The sequence below is a fragment of the [Clostridium] innocuum genome (assembly GCA_012317185.1).
GTDB classification, from domain to species: Bacteria; Bacillota_I; Bacilli_A; order Erysipelotrichales; family Erysipelotrichaceae; genus Clostridium_AQ; species Clostridium_AQ innocuum.
Map to the genome: position 1 here is coordinate 4,573,306 of CP048838.1, position 20,514 is coordinate 4,593,819.

At 43.4% G+C, this 20,514-nt stretch carries 19 protein-coding genes; 3 read left to right on the forward strand and 16 right to left on the reverse strand.

What is annotated here, in order from left to right; translation table 11 throughout:
• Window positions 1-185: 185 nt before the first annotated feature.
• From yiaK to G4D54_22370, 3 genes are all read right to left on the reverse strand, one after another.
• Entirely contained in the window at window positions 186-1,187 is a 1,002-nt protein-coding gene (gene yiaK / locus G4D54_22360) for a 3-dehydro-L-gulonate 2-dehydrogenase (GenBank protein QJA04985.1), read from the reverse strand.
• A gap of 110 nt (window positions 1,188-1,297) precedes the next feature.
• A complete protein-coding gene (locus G4D54_22365) occupies window positions 1,298-2,080 on the reverse strand; it encodes a 2,4-dihydroxyhept-2-ene-1,7-dioic acid aldolase (protein QJA04986.1) in 783 nt (260 codons plus the stop codon).
• Window positions 2,077-3,276: a glycerate kinase gene (locus tag G4D54_22370; protein QJA04987.1), complete on the reverse strand. Its 1,200-nt coding sequence runs from the start codon at window positions 3,274-3,276 to the stop codon at window positions 2,077-2,079. The genes G4D54_22365 and G4D54_22370 overlap by 4 nt, the downstream gene beginning before the upstream one ends.
• A gap of 122 nt (window positions 3,277-3,398) precedes the next feature.
• Between G4D54_22370 and G4D54_22375 the strand changes: the two genes are divergently transcribed.
• Window positions 3,399-4,505 (forward strand): sugar diacid recognition, encoded by a 1,107-nt coding sequence (locus G4D54_22375; protein ID QJA04988.1) that lies wholly within the window; start codon window positions 3,399-3,401, stop codon window positions 4,503-4,505.
• A gap of 169 nt (window positions 4,506-4,674) precedes the next feature.
• Here the strand turns inward: G4D54_22375 and G4D54_22380 are convergent, their stop codons facing one another.
• The 10 genes from G4D54_22380 to G4D54_22425 form a co-directional block, all read right to left on the reverse strand.
• The gene (locus G4D54_22380) at window positions 4,675-5,511 is read right to left on the reverse strand and encodes a DUF4143 domain-containing protein (GenBank protein ID QJA04989.1); all 837 of its coding nucleotides are present in this window, start codon (window positions 5,509-5,511) and stop codon (window positions 4,675-4,677) included.
• A gap of 156 nt (window positions 5,512-5,667) precedes the next feature.
• Window positions 5,668-6,534: a ketose-bisphosphate aldolase gene (locus G4D54_22385; GenBank protein ID QJA04990.1), complete on the reverse strand. Its 867-nt coding sequence runs from the start codon at window positions 6,532-6,534 to the stop codon at window positions 5,668-5,670.
• 20 nt (window positions 6,535-6,554) lie between these two features.
• Window positions 6,555-7,409, reverse strand: coding sequence for a class II fructose-bisphosphate aldolase (locus G4D54_22390; protein ID QJA04991.1), 855 nt, complete (start codon window positions 7,407-7,409; stop codon window positions 6,555-6,557).
• Between the two features lie 18 nt (window positions 7,410-7,427).
• On the reverse strand, window positions 7,428-8,516 hold the full coding sequence (locus G4D54_22395; protein QJA04992.1) for a PTS fructose transporter subunit IIC: 1,089 nt from the start codon (window positions 8,514-8,516) through the stop codon (window positions 7,428-7,430).
• A gap of 21 nt (window positions 8,517-8,537) precedes the next feature.
• Window positions 8,538-8,849, reverse strand: coding sequence for a PTS fructose transporter subunit IIB (locus G4D54_22400; GenBank protein ID QJA04993.1), 312 nt, complete (start codon window positions 8,847-8,849; stop codon window positions 8,538-8,540).
• A gap of 134 nt (window positions 8,850-8,983) precedes the next feature.
• Window positions 8,984-9,439 (reverse strand): PTS transporter subunit EIIA, encoded by a 456-nt coding sequence (locus tag G4D54_22405; protein ID QJA04994.1) that lies wholly within the window; start codon window positions 9,437-9,439, stop codon window positions 8,984-8,986.
• A gap of 74 nt (window positions 9,440-9,513) precedes the next feature.
• Window positions 9,514-11,478: a transcription antiterminator gene (locus G4D54_22410; protein QJA04995.1), complete on the reverse strand. Its 1,965-nt coding sequence runs from the start codon at window positions 11,476-11,478 to the stop codon at window positions 9,514-9,516.
• 24 nt (window positions 11,479-11,502) lie between these two features.
• Window positions 11,503-12,393 (reverse strand): ROK family protein, encoded by an 891-nt coding sequence (locus G4D54_22415; GenBank protein ID QJA04996.1) that lies wholly within the window; start codon window positions 12,391-12,393, stop codon window positions 11,503-11,505.
• Window positions 12,394-12,611: 218 nt separating this feature from the next.
• Window positions 12,612-14,189, reverse strand: a complete 1,578-nt coding sequence (locus tag G4D54_22420) for a 2,3-bisphosphoglycerate-independent phosphoglycerate mutase (protein ID QJA04997.1) — start codon at window positions 14,187-14,189, stop codon at window positions 12,612-12,614.
• Between the two features lie 102 nt (window positions 14,190-14,291).
• The gene (locus G4D54_22425; protein ID QJA04998.1) at window positions 14,292-15,233 is read right to left on the reverse strand and encodes an alpha/beta hydrolase; all 942 of its coding nucleotides are present in this window, start codon (window positions 15,231-15,233) and stop codon (window positions 14,292-14,294) included.
• A 338-nt stretch (window positions 15,234-15,571) separates the two neighbouring features.
• On the opposite strand from G4D54_22425, the gene G4D54_22430 reads away from it, so the two are divergent.
• On the forward strand, window positions 15,572-16,498 hold the full coding sequence (locus G4D54_22430) for an Rpn family recombination-promoting nuclease/putative transposase (protein QJA04999.1): 927 nt from the start codon (window positions 15,572-15,574) through the stop codon (window positions 16,496-16,498).
• A 460-nt stretch (window positions 16,499-16,958) separates the two neighbouring features.
• On the opposite strand, the gene G4D54_22435 is transcribed toward G4D54_22430, so the two are convergent.
• The 3 genes from G4D54_22435 to G4D54_22445 form a co-directional block, all read right to left on the reverse strand.
• Complete coding sequence (locus G4D54_22435) at window positions 16,959-17,576, reverse strand: sporulation protein (protein ID QJA05000.1); 618 nt, start codon at window positions 17,574-17,576, stop codon at window positions 16,959-16,961.
• A 68-nt stretch (window positions 17,577-17,644) separates the two neighbouring features.
• Window positions 17,645-18,211, reverse strand: coding sequence for a DUF3795 domain-containing protein (locus G4D54_22440; GenBank protein ID QJA05001.1), 567 nt, complete (start codon window positions 18,209-18,211; stop codon window positions 17,645-17,647).
• Between the two features lie 255 nt (window positions 18,212-18,466).
• Complete coding sequence (locus tag G4D54_22445) at window positions 18,467-19,153, reverse strand: AT hook domain-containing protein (protein QJA05002.1); 687 nt, start codon at window positions 19,151-19,153, stop codon at window positions 18,467-18,469.
• A gap of 128 nt (window positions 19,154-19,281) precedes the next feature.
• Here G4D54_22445 and G4D54_22450 point away from each other — a divergent pair, with 128 nt between their 5' ends.
• A complete protein-coding gene (locus G4D54_22450) occupies window positions 19,282-20,328 on the forward strand; it encodes an HNH endonuclease (protein QJA05003.1) in 1,047 nt (348 codons plus the stop codon).
• The last annotated feature ends 186 nt before the right edge of the window (window positions 20,329-20,514 follow it).

Sequence of the window (20,514 nt, forward strand, 5' to 3'; positions counted from 1 at the left end):
TTATAACAAATAAATCAGTATTTGTATGTACCTTACAGGATAATATATCTTGAGTAGCAATTGTCTATACAAAACATCCTTCATAGTGTATATTTATTTCCTATCAGCAAAGATATCATACTCACTTTACAGTATGGAAAAAGGCCCATCACACAACGATTGGACCTAAAGAAGCTTCTCTCACATCACATTGCAAGAACCTTATTCCATTTTTCTTCAATAACAGGAATCCCGTTTTTCCTATGCTCCTCCATCGTTTGCCACTCCGGTTCACCCGGAAATAAAACAGGCCTTGCTTCATCAATCGGCTTGGATGCCTTGATATAAGCGAGGATACCATCCACAATGGCATCGGTCTGCTCTTCAGTATTTGCCTTCGATGGGTCTATGGCAATCATCATCTGAGATAGTCCTATCTCATCTTCAAAGGTCCCGATTGTATGCACCGCATTCCCGGCTGTCAGCACACTTGCGATCATATCCAGTGCAATCGAAATCCCGCTCCCCTTCCAGAAGCCCATAGGCAGCACTCTTTTTGTTTTGTATATTTCACCGGGATCCCTTGTAATCTGTCCGCCGGTATCATATCCGCCAGGCACCGGAAGCTGCAGGCCCTTCAGCCTGTAATCCTCTATCTTTCCATAGGAGAACTGAGACATTGCACAGTCGATTACAACATGCTGCCCATTGCTGCGCGGAATTGCAAATGCCAGTGGATTATTTCCAATTCTCTGATCCTCACCACCCCATGCAGGCATATTCGGCTTTGTATTTGACCAGCAGATACCGATGCACCCGGCATCCGCTGCCTGAAACCCATAGCTCCCACCACGCATCCAGTGATTGTTATTGGCCAGTGCTACCATACCAATGCCATACTGCTTTGACAGCTCACAGGCTCTTTCCATAGCCTGTCTGGCATTCAGGGGACCAAAACCGCGATGTCCGTTCCAGCGTTCATACGCTCCAAGCTGTAGCTCACAGGTTGCCTTGATATCAGGATCTATTCCTCCCTTCTCCAAATACTCCACAACCTTTGGAAAACGATTCAGTCCATGCGAATAGACCCCTGCCAGACTATTCTGTGCAAAGATTGCCGCAGCAGCCTCTGCTCTGTCCTCCTGAAACCCCTTCTTCGTTAAAACACGTTTGAATTCCTGCAGCATTGTATCATAGCTTACACGCATAATAAGTTCATTCCTCCTCACGGTACTTTGATAGTTGCGTTTCCTGGTTTCCATATATGGTTCTATGTACTCGCTCTATGTTCTTAGTTGCTCTTAAACAAGCACGGTTGTCAGCCCATGATGATTTCCTTTAGCTGATCTCCTTCATTTTTATAGAAATCCTTAAGGATACGCAAATCTGTTCCCAGTGCAAAATCACGAACGCCAAGCTCATAATAATAGGCCGCATCCGCCGCATTCCGTATTTCTACACGGATGCGTTTTCCATATCGAAGTGCTGTTTCGATTACATATTTTTCAACCTCTTTGACCTCATCCGGATGTGCGCTTTTATCAAACCCGGAATTCATGGAGAAATCAGCAGGACCGAACTGCAGGAAATCGACCTCCTCCACCTGACAAATCTCTTCCAAATTGTGTACTGCCTCAACCTTTTCTATCATAAAGCCCTTAACGATATCACAAACATCCCGTGCGTAATCCATCTGACTGGACAGATTGGCATTGCGTATCCAGCGTCTGTTCACAAAGCCAAGAGCGCCTCCATCCGGTGTAGCCGGTGTAATTTGCCGGATGGTCTCTCTCACCTCTGCCGCTGTTGTATGATCGGTGAACAGGATTCCCTCAAAACCGGATGCCATAGCCTTTTGCGCCACATATATACGATTGTGATAGTCCGGCTTTATAATCATGGAAATATTGTGCAGCTCTGCTGCGCGTGCCATGTTCTCCAGGTCGTAATGGTCAAATGGGGCATATTCCGCCAGGAATTCCACATAATCATACAGCTCGTTGCTGCCGATGATTTCAATAAGCTGCGGCCATGTAAAATCGATACGGGTTGCGATGATTACTTCTTTTTCCTTTAATTTCTTTCTTAACTGATTTATCATATTGTTTTACCTTTCCTGCAGAGCTCTTCTGCTATCGTTACTTTTTGATTCTTTAACACTGTGTGCGATATCCCTGCTGCCATGGTAATCAGACGCATCAGCTGGTAACCGGTTTCCTCCAGATATTCCTCTGTATGTGCCAGTGCCTCATGGAGTGGATAGATTCCCTGCTGTATGGTGAAAATGCCTTGAAAATATGCAGTAAGTGCTGCACAATCCACTTCCCTCTGCCCGCATACGGCAAGCACAGGAATGCCTTCCTTCTTCGCTGCCTGCGCAATACGTATCGGAAGCTTTCCCTGCAGGGTCTGATGATTCATCTGTCCCTCTCCCGTAATCACCAGATCTGCTGTATGCAGTCTTTGCTCCAGACGGACATAACGGTTGATCAGCTCATAGCCAAAGGTTAATTCCGCACCGAGTATGTGCAGTCCTGCAGCACAGCCGCCACCTGCACCGCAGCCTTCCTGCATAAGATTTCTTGCACTTCGCTGCTCCAGTAGATGAAGCTGCTGTTCCAGCTTGTGCATCTGCATGGCATTTGCCCCCTTCTGTGCAGAATAGGTAAGCACACAGCCCTCTTTTCCATACAGTGGTGCACAAACATCACAGCCTATGAGAAGTTTCATATCACCGAGCTTCTTTCTTACGGTATGAAAGGCTTCTTCATCCCAGTGATCAAAAGCAAACAGTGGATTGCAATCGTCAGGCAGCACATTTCCCATTTGGTCATACAGCCTGATGCCCAGTCCCTGTAGGACACCAAGACCACCATCGGTTGTGATTGTTCCGCCGAGAAACAGCAGTACCTTGTGAATGGCATGGCCGTGCAGCTGATTAAGAAGCTCACCGAGTCCATAGGTTGATGCAGTGGCAGCAGTGGCACTGGAAACCTCGCAGTTATGCAGCCCGAAGATATCCGCAGCCTCCACAGCACAGCACAGGCTTTCCTCCTCTTCAAATAGCAGTGTGCGCACGGTTATTCGTTGATGAAAGGCATCCCGGCATTGCCAAGTCCTGTATTCCCCCTTTACACAGGCTGCCAGTGCATGGACGCTGCCCTCTCCTCCATCCGCTACACTGCAAACCGTCGTCTGATGTCCGCTTGTCCGCAAGATTCCTCTTTCCAGAGCCTTTCCTGCTCGTTCAGAGGACAGCGCGCCTTTGAATGAATCCATCGCTATTAGAACGTTCATGTTCATCTCCTTTCCCCTTACAATATAATTCTAATATGCAGATAGGAATAATCATATGTGTTATAATACAAATATAACCATGATTTTATTACATATTTTTGTGTTATAGAACAGGAGAACTTATGAAAATTTCTGAAGAGCTAGCAAAGATTATCGTTGATAATATCCATGAAGTCATCCCTGAGGAAATCAATTTCATAAATGCGGACGGTCTGATTATCGCCAGCACAGATCCAAAGCGTATGCATCGTCTGCATACCGGCGCGCTCAGTGTTATTCGAAACCGCGAGCAGCTGAGCGTGCAAAACGATACACAATATTACGGTGCACGTAAGGGAATCAATATGCCGGTATTCTTTGATGATGAAATTATCGGTGTGATTGGCATTACAGGTGAGGAACAGGATGTTATCGGCTATGCGAAAATCCTGCAGAAGATGACACAGATTCTTGTCAAGGATGCATATTATCGTGACATCCGTCATCAGAAGCGTTCCAGTGACAGGATTCTGATTGAGCGGGTGCTGAGCGGGAATTTTGAGAATGAATCCTTATTTCAAAATGACAATCTGACACAAAGGAGTCCAAGACTGATTGTATGTGCAAGGATTGACGGACAGCTGAAGGATGAGCAGATCGACCGTATACACCGTCTGCTGGAGGCTGTTCCCTTTTCCACCTATATTGAGAAAAAGGCGTTATATGTGCAGGAGCTGATTTTCATTATCCCTGCACAGAACAGGATGTATATCCAGCAGTGGATTGGCAGTATCCGGGAGATATGTCCGCATGCGATTTTCTGGGGAATCGGCACTGTGACTGAGAAAATCAGCGATTTGCCGCTTTCGTATAGCAGAGCAAAAACAGCTGCCCTCTGGGGCAGCCGGATCAGCGGACACAGGGTTTCCTGTTATGAGGATATCGGGGTCGGTATGCTGCTGCCGCATATCAATGAGCTGGAGAGAGCATATTACCTGAAGCATCTATTCAAGGATTGCAGTGCTGAGCGAATTGCGGAAATCATGATGGTTTTATCCCTGTATGAGGAGCATAACGGCAGCATTCTTCATTGTGCAAAAGCCTGCAATATGCATCGGAACTCCTTTCAGTATAAGCTTCTGCAAATACGCAAGCAGACCGGTCTGGATCCGAGAAGCCTTCATGATTATGTGCTGCTGAAGCTTGCTGTTGTGCTGTACCAATTTCAGCAAAATACACCGCATTCCTAAACGAAAACCTGTTCATGCAAATGATATTTATGAGAAAAGCACGCCTTGACTCTTTGGAGTTCCTGCGTGCTTTTATTCTTGTGGGTAATCTGTTCATATCTTTATATTCACTTCTGGTTCGATTATCACAGGTGAAAGTCTTATCATACTTAATCTATAATCAACAGGCTTATATGCTGTTTAAAGCTACCGCTTGAACATCCCTATTGATTGGATAATTCTCCAGAGTATTACACAGAATAATACGATTTTCAATCTGATATAGCGACGATTTCAACTGATCAAATCCCTTTACATCACTTGCTTGAAAAGAAACACCCTGTTTTATTTCTATGAGTGAAAGCCTTCCTTTATAAAGAAGGACAAGGTCAATTTCATTTTGTTTACTATCCCGATAATAATATGCATGAAACGGCTCCTTATTATTTAAAAAGGTTTTTCTTATTTCATTCACTACAAATGTTTCAAAAAAAGCATCGGATAAATTGGAAATACGCAGAGTTTCGGGATAATTCATCTTTATCAAGTAAGCTGCAAGACCTGTGTCACTGAAATACACCTTACTTGATTTTACAACACGCTTCATTATGGATATATCATTATACGGTTGTAGAAAATATATCAAACCGGTAGATTCCAATATAGAAAGCCAATGCTGTATCGTGTTACTGCTTACTTGCAGTTTTCTGCTCAGGTCAGAAGAATTGATCTGCTGACCTGTAAGAGCAGCAAGATATTGAAGGAAATCATGAAATTTCAGCTTATCCTTTAGGTGTATCAGTTCACTGATATCTCTGTCAATGTACGTATTCACATAATTCTCATAATAGTCAGGCACCGCTTGATATGTCCGATATAATTCCGGATACATACCCTTTGTAATCAGTTCAAATACATCTTTTGCACTTATTTTTATACTATTCTGATACATTGCTATGCGATTTTTTGAAGGTACAAACGGTATGGTTTCTCTACCCAGAATTTCATCCAGCCCCAGAGGCCTCAAATATAACGTATACGTATGAAAAGCTCCTTTTCAAGTATACCCATAAAAGAGTCCTGTCATCACCATTCTCTTTCCTGTTGCTTTATTATATGAAAAGGACTGGTTCCATCGCTTGAACCAATCCCTTTTCACCTTTATAAGAAATTATCTTTGTTCTTAGTAGTAATATTTCACTTTGTCATTCGATTTGAACAGACGAATCTTTTCCTCAACGACTTTTCCACATGCTTCCATTGCTTCCGGATAGATTTCCAGAGGTTCACGATAACCTGGATTTTCATTCAGAGTCTTGCGGCACTGTGTATAGAATGCAACCTTGATATCACTGGAGATATTGATTTTACAAATGCCATTATCAACTGCTGCTGCAATCTCTTCGTCTTTATTGCTGGATCCGCCGTGCAGTACCAGTGGTACATCCACCTTGCTGGTAATGTCTTTCAGAATATCAATACGCAGCTCCGGTTTCATATCCTTTGGATAAATTCCGTGAGCTGTACCGATAGCTACGGCAAAGGTATCAATTCCTGTGTCCTCAATGAACTGCTTTGCTTCTTCAGGAACCGTATAGATAACCCCCTGTGTTCCGCCCTCAATTGAATTACCGGTTGTACCGATGGTTCCTAATTCTGACTCAACGGATACATTGGCGATATGTGCGGTTTCCACTACTTTTTTTGTGACAGCCACGTTTTCCTCATAAGGCAGTGTGGATGCATCAATCATAACAGATGTCATACCTGCACGGATGGCGCGTACTGCTGTTTCATAAGAATCCCCGTGATCCAGATGGATACATACAGGCACATCGGTCTGTGCTGCTTCATAAATCATAGCCTGAATCTGTGCATCTCCTACAAAGTTAAATTCATCCGGACTCATTTCCAGAATAACCGGTGAATTTAATTCCTTTACTTTTTTCATAACAACCTTTAACAGCTGATCGCTTCCGATGTTGAATGCAGGTATTGCAAAATGATTTTTCTGTGCAACTGCAAGTAAATCCTTCATATTCATTAACATAAGTTTAGCTCCTTCTTCCCTTACAGGGATTTTCCTTCCGATTTTGATAATCTGATGTAATGCCTGATAATCTCGCGACTATCAATTTCAACCTGATGCATCATGACCCAGTAATTGATGTTCGGGTCTTTTTCCAGATGCTTTTTAATACTGTCAACGTTGGCATTCATGAAATCACAGCCGACATTGATTTTGTTAATACCGTATTTTACACAATTTTCTATGTTTTTATCCCCGGAGCCGGAACCGCCATGCAGTACCAGCGGCATTTTGGTAAGCTCCTTGATTTCCTTCAGGCGTTCAAAGTCAAATTCAGGAACATATCCCTTTGGATAGTTTCCATGAGAGGAGCCAAAGGAGATAGCCAGTGCATCAATACCGGTTTCCTTTGCGAAGCGCAATGCCTGCTGCGGATCTGTCTTCATCGCATCATTTGTATAATTGCCGCCTTCACTTCCACCCATGCATCCGATTTCCCCTTCTACGGATGCGTCGAATTGCTTAGCAAATTCAACAATTTCCTTCGTCATTTTAATATTGCCTTCCAAATCGTAGCGGGAGGCATCCACCATAACACTGGAATATCCGTCATGCAGGGCTTTTTTCAAATATCCGATTTCTTCCCCATGATCAAAATTTAATGCAACCTCTATACTCGAGCGCTGCGCCAGCAGCTTTACGATCGGCGCAATCAGCTCGCTGTCACAGTGATTCACCATATGCTCCTGAACGATATTCACAATGATGGGAGCTCTTAAATCCTGCGCTGCACTTATGACAGCTCTTGCTGTTTCTATATTAAAGCAGTTGATTGCCATGACTGCATAATTTCCTTCGTTGGCTCTTTGCAGCATGCCTTTCATTGATACATACATTGCGATCCCTCTTTCTTTTTATGAGAATGTGATGCCGGAAAGATCCATTTCCTCTTCGACCTCTTCCACCTGAACTTCATCAGCGTCTGTTCTCTTCTTTTTGATAAGTACCAGCAGAACAGCTGTCACACACGTACCGGCCAGCAGTGCGAGCAGGGCTGCGAATGGATTGGTCATGGCCGGGATAACGAAGACACCGCCGGATGGCACGGCACTTCCCACACCCAGAGTAAAGCTGATAGCGCCTGTCACACCACAGCCGATGGAGGTACAGATAACCGTACGAATCAGGTCATTCATAGCAATCGGGATAACACCCTCGGAAATCATGCACAGTCCCATCGGGAAGGCAACCTTGATGTTTTCAACCTCAGTCGATGTATAGATGCGTTTTTTGATGAATTTAGAGATAACAAGGGATAAGGTGATTCCAAGTGGCGGAACCATGGCGGCAAGCACCTTGATTGCTTCCGGCTCCAGAATTCCTTCCAGCAGTAACCCGTCGCAAATAAGATTTGGAACCTTGCTGATCGGACCACCGAAGTCCAGACAGCCAAGGGCACCGATGATAAAGCCGTACAGAACCTTAGAGCTCTGATCCAAGCCTGTGATGAAGTTTGTCAGACCTTCTGTTAACCATACGATTGGTGTACCGATTACAAAGTACATCAGTAATCCTGCAATGATGGAAGATAATGTCGGAATGATCATCATCGGCATCAGTGCCTCTGCCCAGTGTGGAACCTTCAAATGCTTTCTGATGAACAATGCGATATAACCGACAATGTAACCTCCGACCATACCACCCAGGAATCCAGCTCCCAGGAAGGAAGCAATCTGCCCCATCAGGAAACCTGGAGCAATACCCGGACGATCTGCGATTGAATAAGAAATATAACCTGCGATAAATGATGGAAGAAGACCCATTCCCAATACACCGAGTGATGTCAATGCACTAGGAATCGTCATCTTGCTTAAATCTGTAACTACCTCTCCACCCATCAGATTTCCGATAGCGATCAGCAGACCGGAAGCAACTACCAGCGGCAGCATATAGGAGATGGCGGTAAGAGCATGGCGTTTCAGCTCAGCACCAAATTTTTTCATAATCCTTTTTCCTCTCTTTCTTTATTTGTTTAATTCTGCTTCAATTTTTTGAATCAGCTGCTTCGGTGCCTTCACACACACATTGGTAGGAACCTTTACTGTCTTTTTCCCCTCAAAGCGCTCCGTACCTGTAATGGCGATGTCAATGGCAAGAATGACAACATCTGCGGCTTTGATCTGTTCCGCTGTTAATTCATCCTCAGTACCGATCGTTCCCTGTGTTTCCACATGGATTGTGTGTCCCATACCTTCCGCAGCTCGAATGAGCTTTTCTTTTGCGATATACGTATGAGCGATTCCGGATGTACAAGCTGCAACTGCAACGATATTCATTTGTACGTCCTCCTTTCTTTAACTGTCTATATTATAAAATGTTTCCGACATTCCTTCCGATTCATTGTGGTATTTTTAATACTGCCCTTTTTTTCTTTTCTTTGAAACAGATGGGAAGATAAATGTGGTACTTTTTATTTTCCCGCAAATATCTCCTTTAATTCTTCTACATTTTCTACCTGCAGCAGACGTTCGACAGCCTCATCATTTCCCAGCTTTCTGGCGATATCCGCCAGTAACAGCATGTGGTTGCGCGCATACTCATGATCATTGCTTACCGCAAACAGGAAAACCAGACGAACCCCCTTATCATCCAGTGTCTCCCATTCAATCTCATGCTTCAGCTTTGCGATTGCAATCCCGACCTGTGTAACGGAATCACTTTTTCCATGGGGAATAGCGATATAGTTACCGATTCCTGTCGTACCTTCACTCTCGCGCAGATAGATATCCTTTTTAAAAGCCTCCACATCTGCGATATATCCTGCATCCTTCAGCTTACCTGCAAGTAAAGTCAGTACCTCTTCCTTATTTGCTGCCTCTGCGTTTAAGTCGATAATTCTCTCATCCAATACATCTATTAGTTGCATATCATGTTCCTCCTCGTTTATTTTTTATGATATTACATGGTAAAGCTATATTTTATAATGTATACTTCTGTCAGCTACTGTATCAAATAGCGGTACAGCTCCAGATTTGATTTTTTACTGCGTATGATTTTTACCTTTTCATCCGTTTCTATCAGCGATATATATTGTTTATAGAACGACTGTATTCTTCGGATCTCCTCATGTGTGGACATTTTAAAGCCCAATAGGAAGATGACATCCACACGATCATCATCCCAGACGATCGGCTCCGGTAATACCGCAATCGCGACATGGGATTCATTTACTTCACTCATTGCCCCATGGGGAAGTGCCACACGGTTTCCGATACTCGTCGTTGTCGCTTTTTCCCGCTCCATGACGGAATCATAAAACTTTCCGGTCACATAGCCCTTCAGCTCCATGCGCTCACACATGTACTTCAACAGCTCTTCCTTCGTATCAAAGGGCGTATTGATAAACATGAGCTCGGGAGAAAACAGCTGAAAGCAGATCGGCTCAAAGGGATTGATTTCTTCTGACACTCGAAGATTCAGATTATCCATGAAATTCCGAAGCATACCGATCCCCGTATCACTTAACAGATTCGGTATAACGATGACACGCTTGTCCGTTTCCTTTAACAGCTTGGAGCTTATGATAATATCCTCATCCGGATGCTCATACAGCTTGAAATCATGATGACTGATGACCTTCAGATTGCTGATTTCCGGCACGGTTTTGCGAATCCGCTCGCTTAACAGCTGTGCATGTCCCAGATTGCCTTCCGCAAGGAGAATAGCACTGTAACGCTGGTTTCTTCTTTCCAAAGCTGACTGAATATAGAGTACGATATATCCCAGCTCATCCTCTGTAATCTGCAGACCGAACGAATTTTCAAACATCATGGAAATCGACCATGCCGCACGGAAGACCGTCTTGTATTCGGTCTTTATAAAATTCACAAGCGAATTGCTCTGTGGAGAGCCGTAACGCAGGCGGAAGATGGTTGGGCGCATATGGAAGATGAGACTTTCCCGCAGCTTGCTGTCATTTGTCAGATCCACTTCCAGAATATTTCCGATTGTAACCAGCATTTCGTCGATAAAATTCAATATCTTCTGATCATATTTTGAGATATTGGAAATCATATCCACCGCATTGTTAATGCCGATGAATTTCGAGCATAAAATCTGTGTTGCCAGAAACATGACATCCTCATTGGAGAAGATTACATGCATCTTCTCATGCAGCTTTTTGAAAATAGCGATTGTAAACGGATATTCGTTATAGCGCTCCAGAATTTCCTGATCCTCCTGTGCAATGCGAAGCGGTGTACTGAAATCCTTACGCTGATATGCCAGACAGCAGTAAATGAGTATTTCGTAAAAGGAAGTATCTGTGAAACGATAATTCCATTCATTTTCCGTTTCGATAATCGCTTTTTTTATTAAATCAATATCAATATTGGAGAAAAACTCCTGTGTCTGTCTGCGTGTTTCATCCAGATCATGATCGAGCATAATATAGTCCTTCAATGCGATTCGATAGCTTGTTTCATCATATTTCAGCGAACATCCGCGGCTTCGTTCGTTATTGATTTCAATACCGTACGGCGCAAGCCATTTTTCGCAGTCCTTAATCACCTTCAATACGGTTGGCGGGCTGAGATACAGCTCCTCTGCCAGCTTCTGTGTCGTGATGGTTTCTCTGGGCATCATACGAAAGAATATCTGCAGTGTTTCTCTGACTCGCTGTGTAGCGTCATAGCCTACACTGAAATGTTCCGCACCATCCAGCAATCGCAGCATTTTTTCCTTCTGCTGTTCATCCATATTCAGCCAGATACCGACACGCGGCTTCTTTTCAATCGTACCAAGCTGGTTTTCCTGTAGATAATTTTGTAAATGCTCCAGTTTATTTCTGGTTGCTTTTTCTGAAAGAGCAATCATGGAAGCAATTTTACCTGTTGCGACAATGTCACCCTGTACCAGTATTTTCAATATTTCCTTTATATAATAATTTTCTTTTTCAGACTTCATAGACACCTCCTTTGTCTGCAGCTTCTACACTTGTAGAAATGCAAGACAGGCTGCTCCGAGCAATCCGCTGTCTTCACTCAGGTTTGTTTTCACTACCTTTACCAGTGGCCGGACATTCGGATACACCTTTGTTTTCACCCTCTGTTCCACATCCTCAACAAATCCCGGTATCTTGATTGCGACACTGCCTCCCAGAATGACAATTTCGGGATCGACAAACGCATAGATTATGGCGATTGTATTCGCAAGATATTCCTTAGCATCCTCCATGATATCAATGGCTGTCTGATTCTGTGAGCATGCGAGCGTATACACATCTCCGGCATGCTCAACATCCAAGCCGGCTTCTCTTGCGCGTGTTGTAATCGCCGTTCCGCTGCAGATGGCTTCCACACCACCGGGATAGATGGAGCCATGATGGGGACCGTTTCTCCACAAGGGAATGTTTGCGATTTCATGCGCAAAGCCATGCGCTCCCTGATAGATTTTTTTATCAATGACAAGACCTGAGCCAAGACCCGTGGAAATGGTCAGAAACTGCACATAGGAATATTCCTTTCCCTGCCCCAGCACAGCTTCTGCAAGACATGCGAGATTCGCATCGTTTTCCAGAAAGACAGGCACCTGTAAACGTGCACCCAGCTCTCTGCTTACCGCAAGGCCATGCCATCCCCCTTTTAAATTGGGAGTGTCCAGAATAATTCCCTGTTTCAAATCCAATGGACCCGGGCAGGATAAACCGGCTCCTGCAATAGCCACGGAAAAGCCCTGCACCGTGTCCTGAATTTTTTGAAGTGTTGCCTGTGGGTTGTTTACATCTGTAGGAAACTGTAATCTTTCCACAATCTCATATAAGTCATTGATCAGTGCGATTCTTGTATTTGTACCTCCGATATCAATTCCTGCTGTATACAATCGTATCCCTCCTTCATTTATTTACACGTTAAGAATATCACGAACTCTTTATTCCCTCAAAAAAATATGGGGAATATAAATGAGGTAGTTTTTCCTTTTTGTCATTTTTCAAAAGATACATAAAAAAGACCCGTTTCTACAAAAAAGCCAGTCCGCTATGATAGCTAAGGGACTGGCTACTATATTATATATACCTAGGCAGATTTTATATAATATGATTATTTTTTAATGATACTTTCATTCCAGTGTTCGTTTGGTGCTACTTCCAGCAAATCAGCTACCGTAGCCGCCACATTGGATAAACCAAGCTGCTCATCCTGCTTCAACTCTACATCAGCACCATAGATGATAAAAGGCACTTTGTTCAGTGTGTGTGATGTCTTCGCCTTTACAGGGGCATCTTCCTTTTTCTTCTTTTCATACATTTCATCGGCATTTCCATGATCAGCGGTCACAATAAGTATACCGTTAACTGCATCAACAGCCTTCTTTACACGAGCCAGCTGTAAATCTACAGATTCCACACCGATCACGGTAGCTTCAAAGTTTCCTGTATGTCCAACCATATCACCATTTGGATAGTTTGTACGCAGGAAATCATAGTTTCCGGATTCTATTGCAGCACACAGAACATCTGTGATTTCTGCAGATTTCATCCATGGACGCTGTTCAAACGGAATTACATCGGATTTGATTTCAACATAATCTTCCAGCTTTTCATCCAGCTTTTCAGAACGGTTACCATTCCAGAAGTACGTCACATGTCCGAATTTCTGTGTTTCACTGATTGCATATTCACGGATACCGTGCTTGCACAGCTCTTCCGTCAATGTATACTTGATTTTTGGAGGATATGTCAGGAAATTATGAGGGATGTTCAGATCAGCATCATACTGCAGCATTCCGGCAAACATCACCTTCGGCATTCTGACACGGTCGAACTTGTCAAAGCTTTCATCTCCGTCAAACGCCAGAGAGATTTCCTGTGCGCGGTCACCACGGAAGTTGAACAGTATAACGCTATCTCCATCCTCAATCGTACCGACCGGCGTTCCATCCTTCGCGATAACGAATCCAGGCAGATCCTGATCTACTACACCGGATTCTGCACGATAGGTTTCAATTGCTTCCTTAGCAGACGTAAATTCTCTTCCTTCTCCAAGAACGTGCACATGCCATCCCTGTTCAACCATTGCCCAGTTCGCTTCGTAACGGTCCATGGTAATGGTCATACGGCCGCCACCACTTGCAATGCAGGCATGGAAGCTGTCATCGTTCAGCTCAGCCATGTAAGCTTCTATATCATCTACATAGGTCAATGCGCTTGTTTCCGGAACATCACGTCCATCCAGTAATGCATGAACACGTACTTCCTTAACACCATCTTCCTTTGACTTTTTGATTAAAGCCTTCAGATGGTTGATGTGAGAGTGCACGTTTCCATCAGAAAGCAATCCGAGAAAATGCATCTTTCCATCCTTACAGTTATTTACAAGTCCGCTCCAGGTTTCTGTTTTAAAAATTTCGCCTGTTTCAATATTTTCATTTACCAGCTTTGCTCCCTGAGAATAAATCTGTCCGCAGCCAAGTGCATTGTGCCCTACCTCGCTGTTTCCCATATCATCGTCTGTAGGAAGTCCAACTGCAAGACCATGTGCCTTGATTTCTGTATGCGGGCTGTTTTCCCACAGGTTGTCTAATGTTGGTTTATACGCTTTTTTTACGGCATTTCCAAACTCGGAATCACTGATTCCCACACCGTCCATAACCACTAATACTACTGGTCTTTTACTCATTTTCAATACCTCCTGTATTCCCTAATAATATAACACTTTTTGCTGATTTTAGGAATCCTTTTATCTCAATTTCAAACGTTTATATGAAATTGTCACATGCATCTACAGGTATTTCCCAAGATAGGAATCCACCTTTCTCCAATAGGCCAACGGATCGATTTCTCTGCTCTTTCCGTGTCCGGCACCCTTTACAATCATAAGCTCTTTCTCACCGGCAGCTGCCTTATATAGAGGATACACCATATCTGTCGGAACGAAATCATCCGCATCCCCGTGAATGAACAGCATAGGGATCTTTTTCTTTTTTACTGCGGCTAGCGCATCCGCATCCTTTAAATCATAGCCTGCACGAAGCTTAGTCACAAAATTTGCGGCATCCAGTGCAGGAAAAGACGGCAATCCAAACAGATCATCCAGCTGGAAGCTGAATTCATCCCAGGCGCTTGTATAGCCGCAGTCTTCCACTGCGACCTTTACAGCTTTGGGAAGCTGTTCATTTCCACTCGCCATCATGACCGTGCTGGCTCCCATAGATACTCCATACAAGGCAATACTTGCTGCACTGTCCTGCTTCAGAATATACTTCGACCATTCAACAATATCCTCACTGTCCCATGCACCCATACCGATGGAATCACCTTCACTTTGTCCGTGTGAGCGAAGATCAGGCACCAGAACGCGATAGCCCTGTTCCGCAAAATGGTTTGCAACCTCTGCCATGTTTTTTGCTTCGCTGATGTAGCCGTGAACGACAATGATCCATTTATTCCCGGTTTGATTGATTTCATAAGCATGCAGCCTATAGCCGTCTTTATTTTTCATCCAGACATCCTTTGTATCACGCGCCATCATTTCATTATAGGAATCCTTTGATGCCTGTGCTGCTTTGGGATCCTCCTCTTCATTTCCAAAAACAACGCTTTTATCACTATGTGCATCAATCGCCAGTGTATAGAAATAATTACCGGCAAATCCAAGACCGCCCAATACCAGAATCAGCAGACTCAGGCCGATTCCAATAATTACTTTAGTTCTCTTTTTCATATCATCACCCCATTTACTTTTATAATCAAACTTTATTATTATAGCAGACATTATCTGAAAAGCAAGCAAATGAAGTATGAATTGTTACGAAACACCGGAAAGCCGGAAAAAGCTTATGATGTGGTACAGAATGGAGTTAGCTGCTTTCTTGCATGGCACGAATATATCATACAGAAGATTCTCATATCACATGAAAAAGCTCTTTGCGAATTTATTTTCTCTTTTGACACATATAAATTTCGATAATATATACACGAATAGTGGATTATTTAGGAATTCAGTATCTTCCATACGTATATAGGTGTGTAAGGCGCCCTTACAGAATGGAGGACATAAAAATGTCAAACACAATAAATCAACTCAGCTACAGCAATGATCTATTTTTTAAGTACACCCTTTCCCGTGAGGATGAAGGCTCTGTGTACGCCCGCAACACCATTATTGAACGTGTTACCGGAATCCGGGTAAAGGAAAGCACCGTACTCAATCCCAACCTGGATCCGGGCATCATTGGAAAAAAGCGCATCATTCTGGATGTTCATGTGAAGGATGAACAAAACCGACATTTCAATATCGAGATGCAGACGACCTATAAGGGAATAGCGGAAATGATGCGCTTTGAATTTTACGGTGCCAGAGCATTGAACAATCAGCTGAACAGCGGTAAGAAGTACAAGGATTTAAAGCCGGTATATCAGATTATTTTCATTGACGAGTATGCATGGAACAACAGAAATCTGATCAATCAGTATCAGATGCGCAATGAGCAGGGAGAGAATGAAAGCTACTATCCGCTCATCCTTCGCACCTATATTCATATGCCGGCAATCAATGATATCGTGAAGGAAAAGGAATTACAGAGGCTGAATGACTTTGAACAGCTGGTATACCTGTTTGAAAATAATGAAAAAAATGATATACTGAAGTCAAAGGAAAGGCTGGTGAAGGTATTCGTGGATAAGTACGAGGAAATGCAGAAGGATGATGAGCTGTGGTCAACCGCAATGGCCATTCAGATGGGAGAAGCACGTTATCGCTATGGCTTGGAGGACAGCTTTGAAGAAGGAAAAATCGAAGGGGAGAAGATTGGTATACAGAAAGGGAGGATATCGCTGTTACGCAAGCTGCTAAAAAGTAAATATCACGAGGATTGCTCAGCCTGGCTGCTCTCTTTGAATGATGAACAGATTGAAGCCGTATCCAGCCTGATACTGGTCTGTAATTCTTTTCAAGAGCTGAAGAATCAGGTTATGATAATAAAGTAATACATACAATCCCAAACAAGAAACTGTTTTATGAGCATTTTCTTCTGATAAAACAGTTTTTTTCTCTTTCACTCTCAAATATATAAAGCTATAATAAAACCCTGTTCATACACTTGAACCTGTCCGCTTCCCTTCAGTATGCTCTTTATCTTGAGCTATACACGTATATCGCGTAGGAAGAAAAAAGCAACATTATCCGGCTTCCCAATTCCTGAAGCAGCACAGGCCTTTTCCAGGACTGCAGGGAGGATAGCCTATTTCTTAATTCATCAGCCTATGTTGGTATACAGGAGTTAATAATCAATAACTTCATTGCTTAAAAGCCGGTTTCCCAGCAGGTGCCCGACACGAAAACCTATCGTACATGCAATAAAAATGGAGGCTGGAGTAAGCCAGATACAGAAGTAATCCTTATAAAACAGCACGAACCAAAAAATACATATCCAAAGCAGATATGTATTCAGAGTATTCTTGAAAATGCCAGAATCAGAAACAGAACTCCACTGACCCAGGACAGCCTGCATTCTTTCAGCGACAGTACTTTGCCGCCTAAAAAGGATCCCCCCAGAATAGCCAGTATACCGACGCAGAAGCTGATGACCAGTACCGGCAGAGGCTGTACAATACTGATTCCCAGTGCAAAGCCGCTTGCCAGCGAATCAATCGACAGAGCCACCGCCAGATACAGTGCCTCCTTCAGGGAAAGCAGCTTGCTGTTATCCGCATCTGCCTTGGTTTCATCCAGATAGATGTCCAGAACAAACGATATTCCACTGTATTCAAAGCTCAGCTTTTTCCGTTTATAGGTACCGAGAAACGACTTGATGGTTCCCTGAAACAAGGAGCTAAGACCAATCATAAAGAAAATCGCGAAGGATATCATGCGGCAGATATACGGCGGTATGAACTGTTGTATAAATGCTGCTGTATACAGGGAAAACGACAGAAACAGCACACCGATAGAGGAAATCAGAACCGCTGATTTCCAGGGTATGCGTATATGCTCGCCACCATAGGCAAGAGAGGCCAGAAAGCTGTCCAGACTCAGGGCAATGACAAGTAAAAAGGCATTCCACATGCTTATCAGACTCCTCTTTACTATCATATTGAATCTGAAAATTTATGTGACGAACGTTTTACGGAGCCTTATCCGGCGGATTTCTGTTTCGGTTTCTTTCGAAGCTTTAATTCAACAGGTATTTTAGCAGCGGTCTCCTGCAGCAGGGACGCAGCAAGATCCGCTTTTTCCTTTCTTGTGTACGTATCCGTTTTTACTTCTGATAAACGTTGCATGACACCTCTCAGCTCCTTCAGCTCCAGCAGATTTACAGCAAGTGTAAACAGCGTTTTCCTTCTGCCATCATTATAATCTGATAAAAGCTCCTTTAGAATCTCAATTTTTTCCAGCTGTTCCTTGTGATATGCAGCGGCACCTATCGTATGCATGCGCATGAAATCCTGCATGCGGTTGCGGTGCGTGATAAAGGAATCATACGCATCCGGTTCTGCATACCGCTCACAAGGAAATTCAGAGCATGCAGAGCAATACAGCGGTGTATCCTCCTTCTGCATAGCACACCGTGCAATCGCACACGCCTGATTTCCGGCACCTCCCCCGCACCCGGGACAATACCCGCCCAGATGCATACTGCAAAGTCCGCAGTTCAAGCCACATAGTGAAAACAGCTGATCCTCTCTTTCAAACCCCTTCATGCACACACCTCCGTTTTGATACAAATCTGCTTCTCTGTCTTCATTCTACCATCTCTATTTCAGAAAGTCATGACTTTTATCGGCATGTGTATATCAGAGCCGGCTTGCAGGCAGGAGGCGGTTAGATTATACAGCTGGCGATTACGAAAAAAACAGGAAGCGAGCCATGTCGAAATTGCTCAATCCTCCTGTTCTATATATCAGGTGCTATGTCGAAGCATGTATGCCGGATAGCGTATGCATGCCGGCAGAAGATTACAGCTCTGTAATATTACCTTTCTTATCAGCCAGAATCACACTCATATTCAGACTGTTTTTTACTGCTTTCGGAATTTCATTCCACTGCCTGCGATAGGAAACAGAGTCGTTAAATGCAATACTGTAATGTGTATTTGTATCCTCAATATGCTTTAAAACCTCGCTCAGCTTCACCGGCAGTGTCTGTTTTCTTCCCCGTTTGATCCCCTGTACATTGATCACCCAGCGCTGGCTCTCGTTGTGTGCTTCAATGAAATCCTTATTTTCGATGTATTCCCAGCCATGCTCACCCAGCCAGGATTTGATAAGATTGCATAAATCCTCTGTATTTCTCTTCATTTTTGCTTTTCTTGCGGCCAGCTTTTCTTCTTCACTCTTTGCCGGTCTTCCGCGTTTCTTATTTGGGAACATACGCTCTCTTTCCTCCAGCTGCTCTACATAAAAGCGTACCGTCAGATGAGAACCAAAGCCGGTATTTCCCTTTGGTCTTCTGAGAATCTCATCACCTTCCAGCATCAGCTTGTAGATTGCCTGGCAGCAGGTTGGCATCGTTGCATGGTTTGGGCTCACGTTCGCATGCAGCTCCTTGGAGTTTACTTCTATAAATGCCTTGCCTTCTTTTTGTGCAGTCACCTTCATGTTTTCAATAACTTCCAAGTAATCTTTAATTCCTGGACCTTTCATTCTTTAACACTCTCCTTTTATTGCTTACATTGTAAATGTTTTGATTTGTCGAATACTATCACAATTTGACCAGTTAGAAAATTTTTTTAAAAAATATGTGTATAATAGAGTTAGGAAGTGGTGAAGACATGAGAAAAATGCTATTTAAGAAAATTTTGAGCATCCTGGATGCCATCGAGCTGCAGGGTGTTAGCTTACATGATGCCCCGTTGCGTGTATATGAGGAGATTGCAGGCGAGTATTATGCCATGAAGCTCAGTGAAATTCGGGATTTGATCGGCTTTCTGAATGAAAAGAAAATGCTGAAGACAACGCCGCGTGGAATTGATTTAACGCCTGCGGCAACAATCTATGCCAAAAGCAATCAGAATTCCGGTGTGGAGGCTCTGTCTATATTTGAAAGCTTTATCAAGGATCCTTTAATTTTCAGATACTATCATGAACAGATGCGGACAAATCCGTTTCGTGATAAACAGCTTGTCCTGGAATATGTCGACAGAGAAAGCCTTCAGCTCATGCTGCAGACAACTCTGTTTGAGGTCGTGGAGGAAAAGCTGCGCTTCCATCCGCGGCTGCTGAAGGGAATATCGGATATCCTGCAGGAATACAGTGATGAAAAAGTACCGCTGGTATCCATCACACTGACTGCGCTGTACACCTCCAGTATCGTTGCTCACGAGGATATGCGTATTGATTATAAGAATACCAGCTACAGTATGATCGATTATAAATATAAGAATATCATACATGGCATCATTCCAAGAAAAGGGATCCCCCATGACCGGGATGAAACCAAGGCGCTGCAGGTATTTTATAAGGATACGCTGTTTCATGAGTTTGACCATAGCTGTCCAATCTGCGGTATCAATATACCACATATGCTGATTGCATCACACATCAAGCCGTTTCGTGACTGTGCGCATATTTATGAGGCAATCGACCACGACAATGGTTTGCTCTTATGCCGCAATCATGATTATCTCTTTGATCAGGGCTATTTTACATTTGATGAAAATGGCTATATCATCTTCAGTGAAGAGCTGCTGGAAAAAGATAATCTGGACAGTGCCTACAGTCTTCGTAAGAACTACAGGCTTGCAGAATGCTATCTGAGCGAAAACCGGATGAAGTTTATGGCATATCATCGGGAATTTATTTTTCGCAGGAACAGGTAAGATATCCATTCCTTATTATAGAGATAAAATATAAAGTAAATATTAACAGAACATAAAATAGTATGTGAAATTGTCGAAGAAATGATACCTGCAGATCCTAGGAATCATACCATGAAGGAAGCTCACTGCTTCCTTTTTATATGGCAGGTTACAATACGTGGCAGCTTAAGATAAAAAAGATGTTCG

Coding starts and splice junctions, on each gene's coding strand:
- G4D54_22450 (QJA05003.1), top strand. CDS start 19,282: ATGAGAAAAATGCTATTTAAGAAAATTTTGAGCATCCTGGATGCCATC.
- G4D54_22405 (QJA04994.1), bottom strand. CDS start 9,439: ATGCAACTAATAGATGTATTGGATGAGAGAATTATCGACTTAAACGCA.
- G4D54_22435 (QJA05000.1), bottom strand. CDS start 17,576: ATGTGGAATGCCTTTTTACTTGTCATTGCCCTGAGTCTGGACAGCTTT.
- G4D54_22390 (QJA04991.1), bottom strand. CDS start 7,409: ATGTATGTATCAATGAAAGGCATGCTGCAAAGAGCCAACGAAGGAAAT.
- G4D54_22400 (QJA04993.1), bottom strand. CDS start 8,849: ATGAATATCGTTGCAGTTGCAGCTTGTACATCCGGAATCGCTCATACG.
- yiaK (QJA04985.1), bottom strand. CDS start 1,187: ATGCGTGTAAGCTATGATACAATGCTGCAGGAATTCAAACGTGTTTTA.
- G4D54_22395 (QJA04992.1), bottom strand. CDS start 8,516: ATGAAAAAATTTGGTGCTGAGCTGAAACGCCATGCTCTTACCGCCATC.
- G4D54_22370 (QJA04987.1), bottom strand. CDS start 3,276: ATGAACGTTCTAATAGCGATGGATTCATTCAAAGGCGCGCTGTCCTCT.
- G4D54_22385 (QJA04990.1), bottom strand. CDS start 6,534: ATGTTAATGAATATGAAGGATTTACTTGCAGTTGCACAGAAAAATCAT.
- G4D54_22430 (QJA04999.1), top strand. CDS start 15,572: ATGTCAAACACAATAAATCAACTCAGCTACAGCAATGATCTATTTTTT.
- G4D54_22420 (QJA04997.1), bottom strand. CDS start 14,189: ATGAGTAAAAGACCAGTAGTATTAGTGGTTATGGACGGTGTGGGAATC.
- G4D54_22440 (QJA05001.1), bottom strand. CDS start 18,211: ATGAAGGGGTTTGAAAGAGAGGATCAGCTGTTTTCACTATGTGGCTTG.
- G4D54_22375 (QJA04988.1), top strand. CDS start 3,399: ATGAAAATTTCTGAAGAGCTAGCAAAGATTATCGTTGATAATATCCAT.
- G4D54_22410 (QJA04995.1), bottom strand. CDS start 11,478: ATGAAGTCTGAAAAAGAAAATTATTATATAAAGGAAATATTGAAAATA.
- G4D54_22425 (QJA04998.1), bottom strand. CDS start 15,233: ATGAAAAAGAGAACTAAAGTAATTATTGGAATCGGCCTGAGTCTGCTG.
- G4D54_22365 (QJA04986.1), bottom strand. CDS start 2,080: ATGATAAATCAGTTAAGAAAGAAATTAAAGGAAAAAGAAGTAATCATC.
- G4D54_22445 (QJA05002.1), bottom strand. CDS start 19,153: ATGAAAGGTCCAGGAATTAAAGATTACTTGGAAGTTATTGAAAACATG.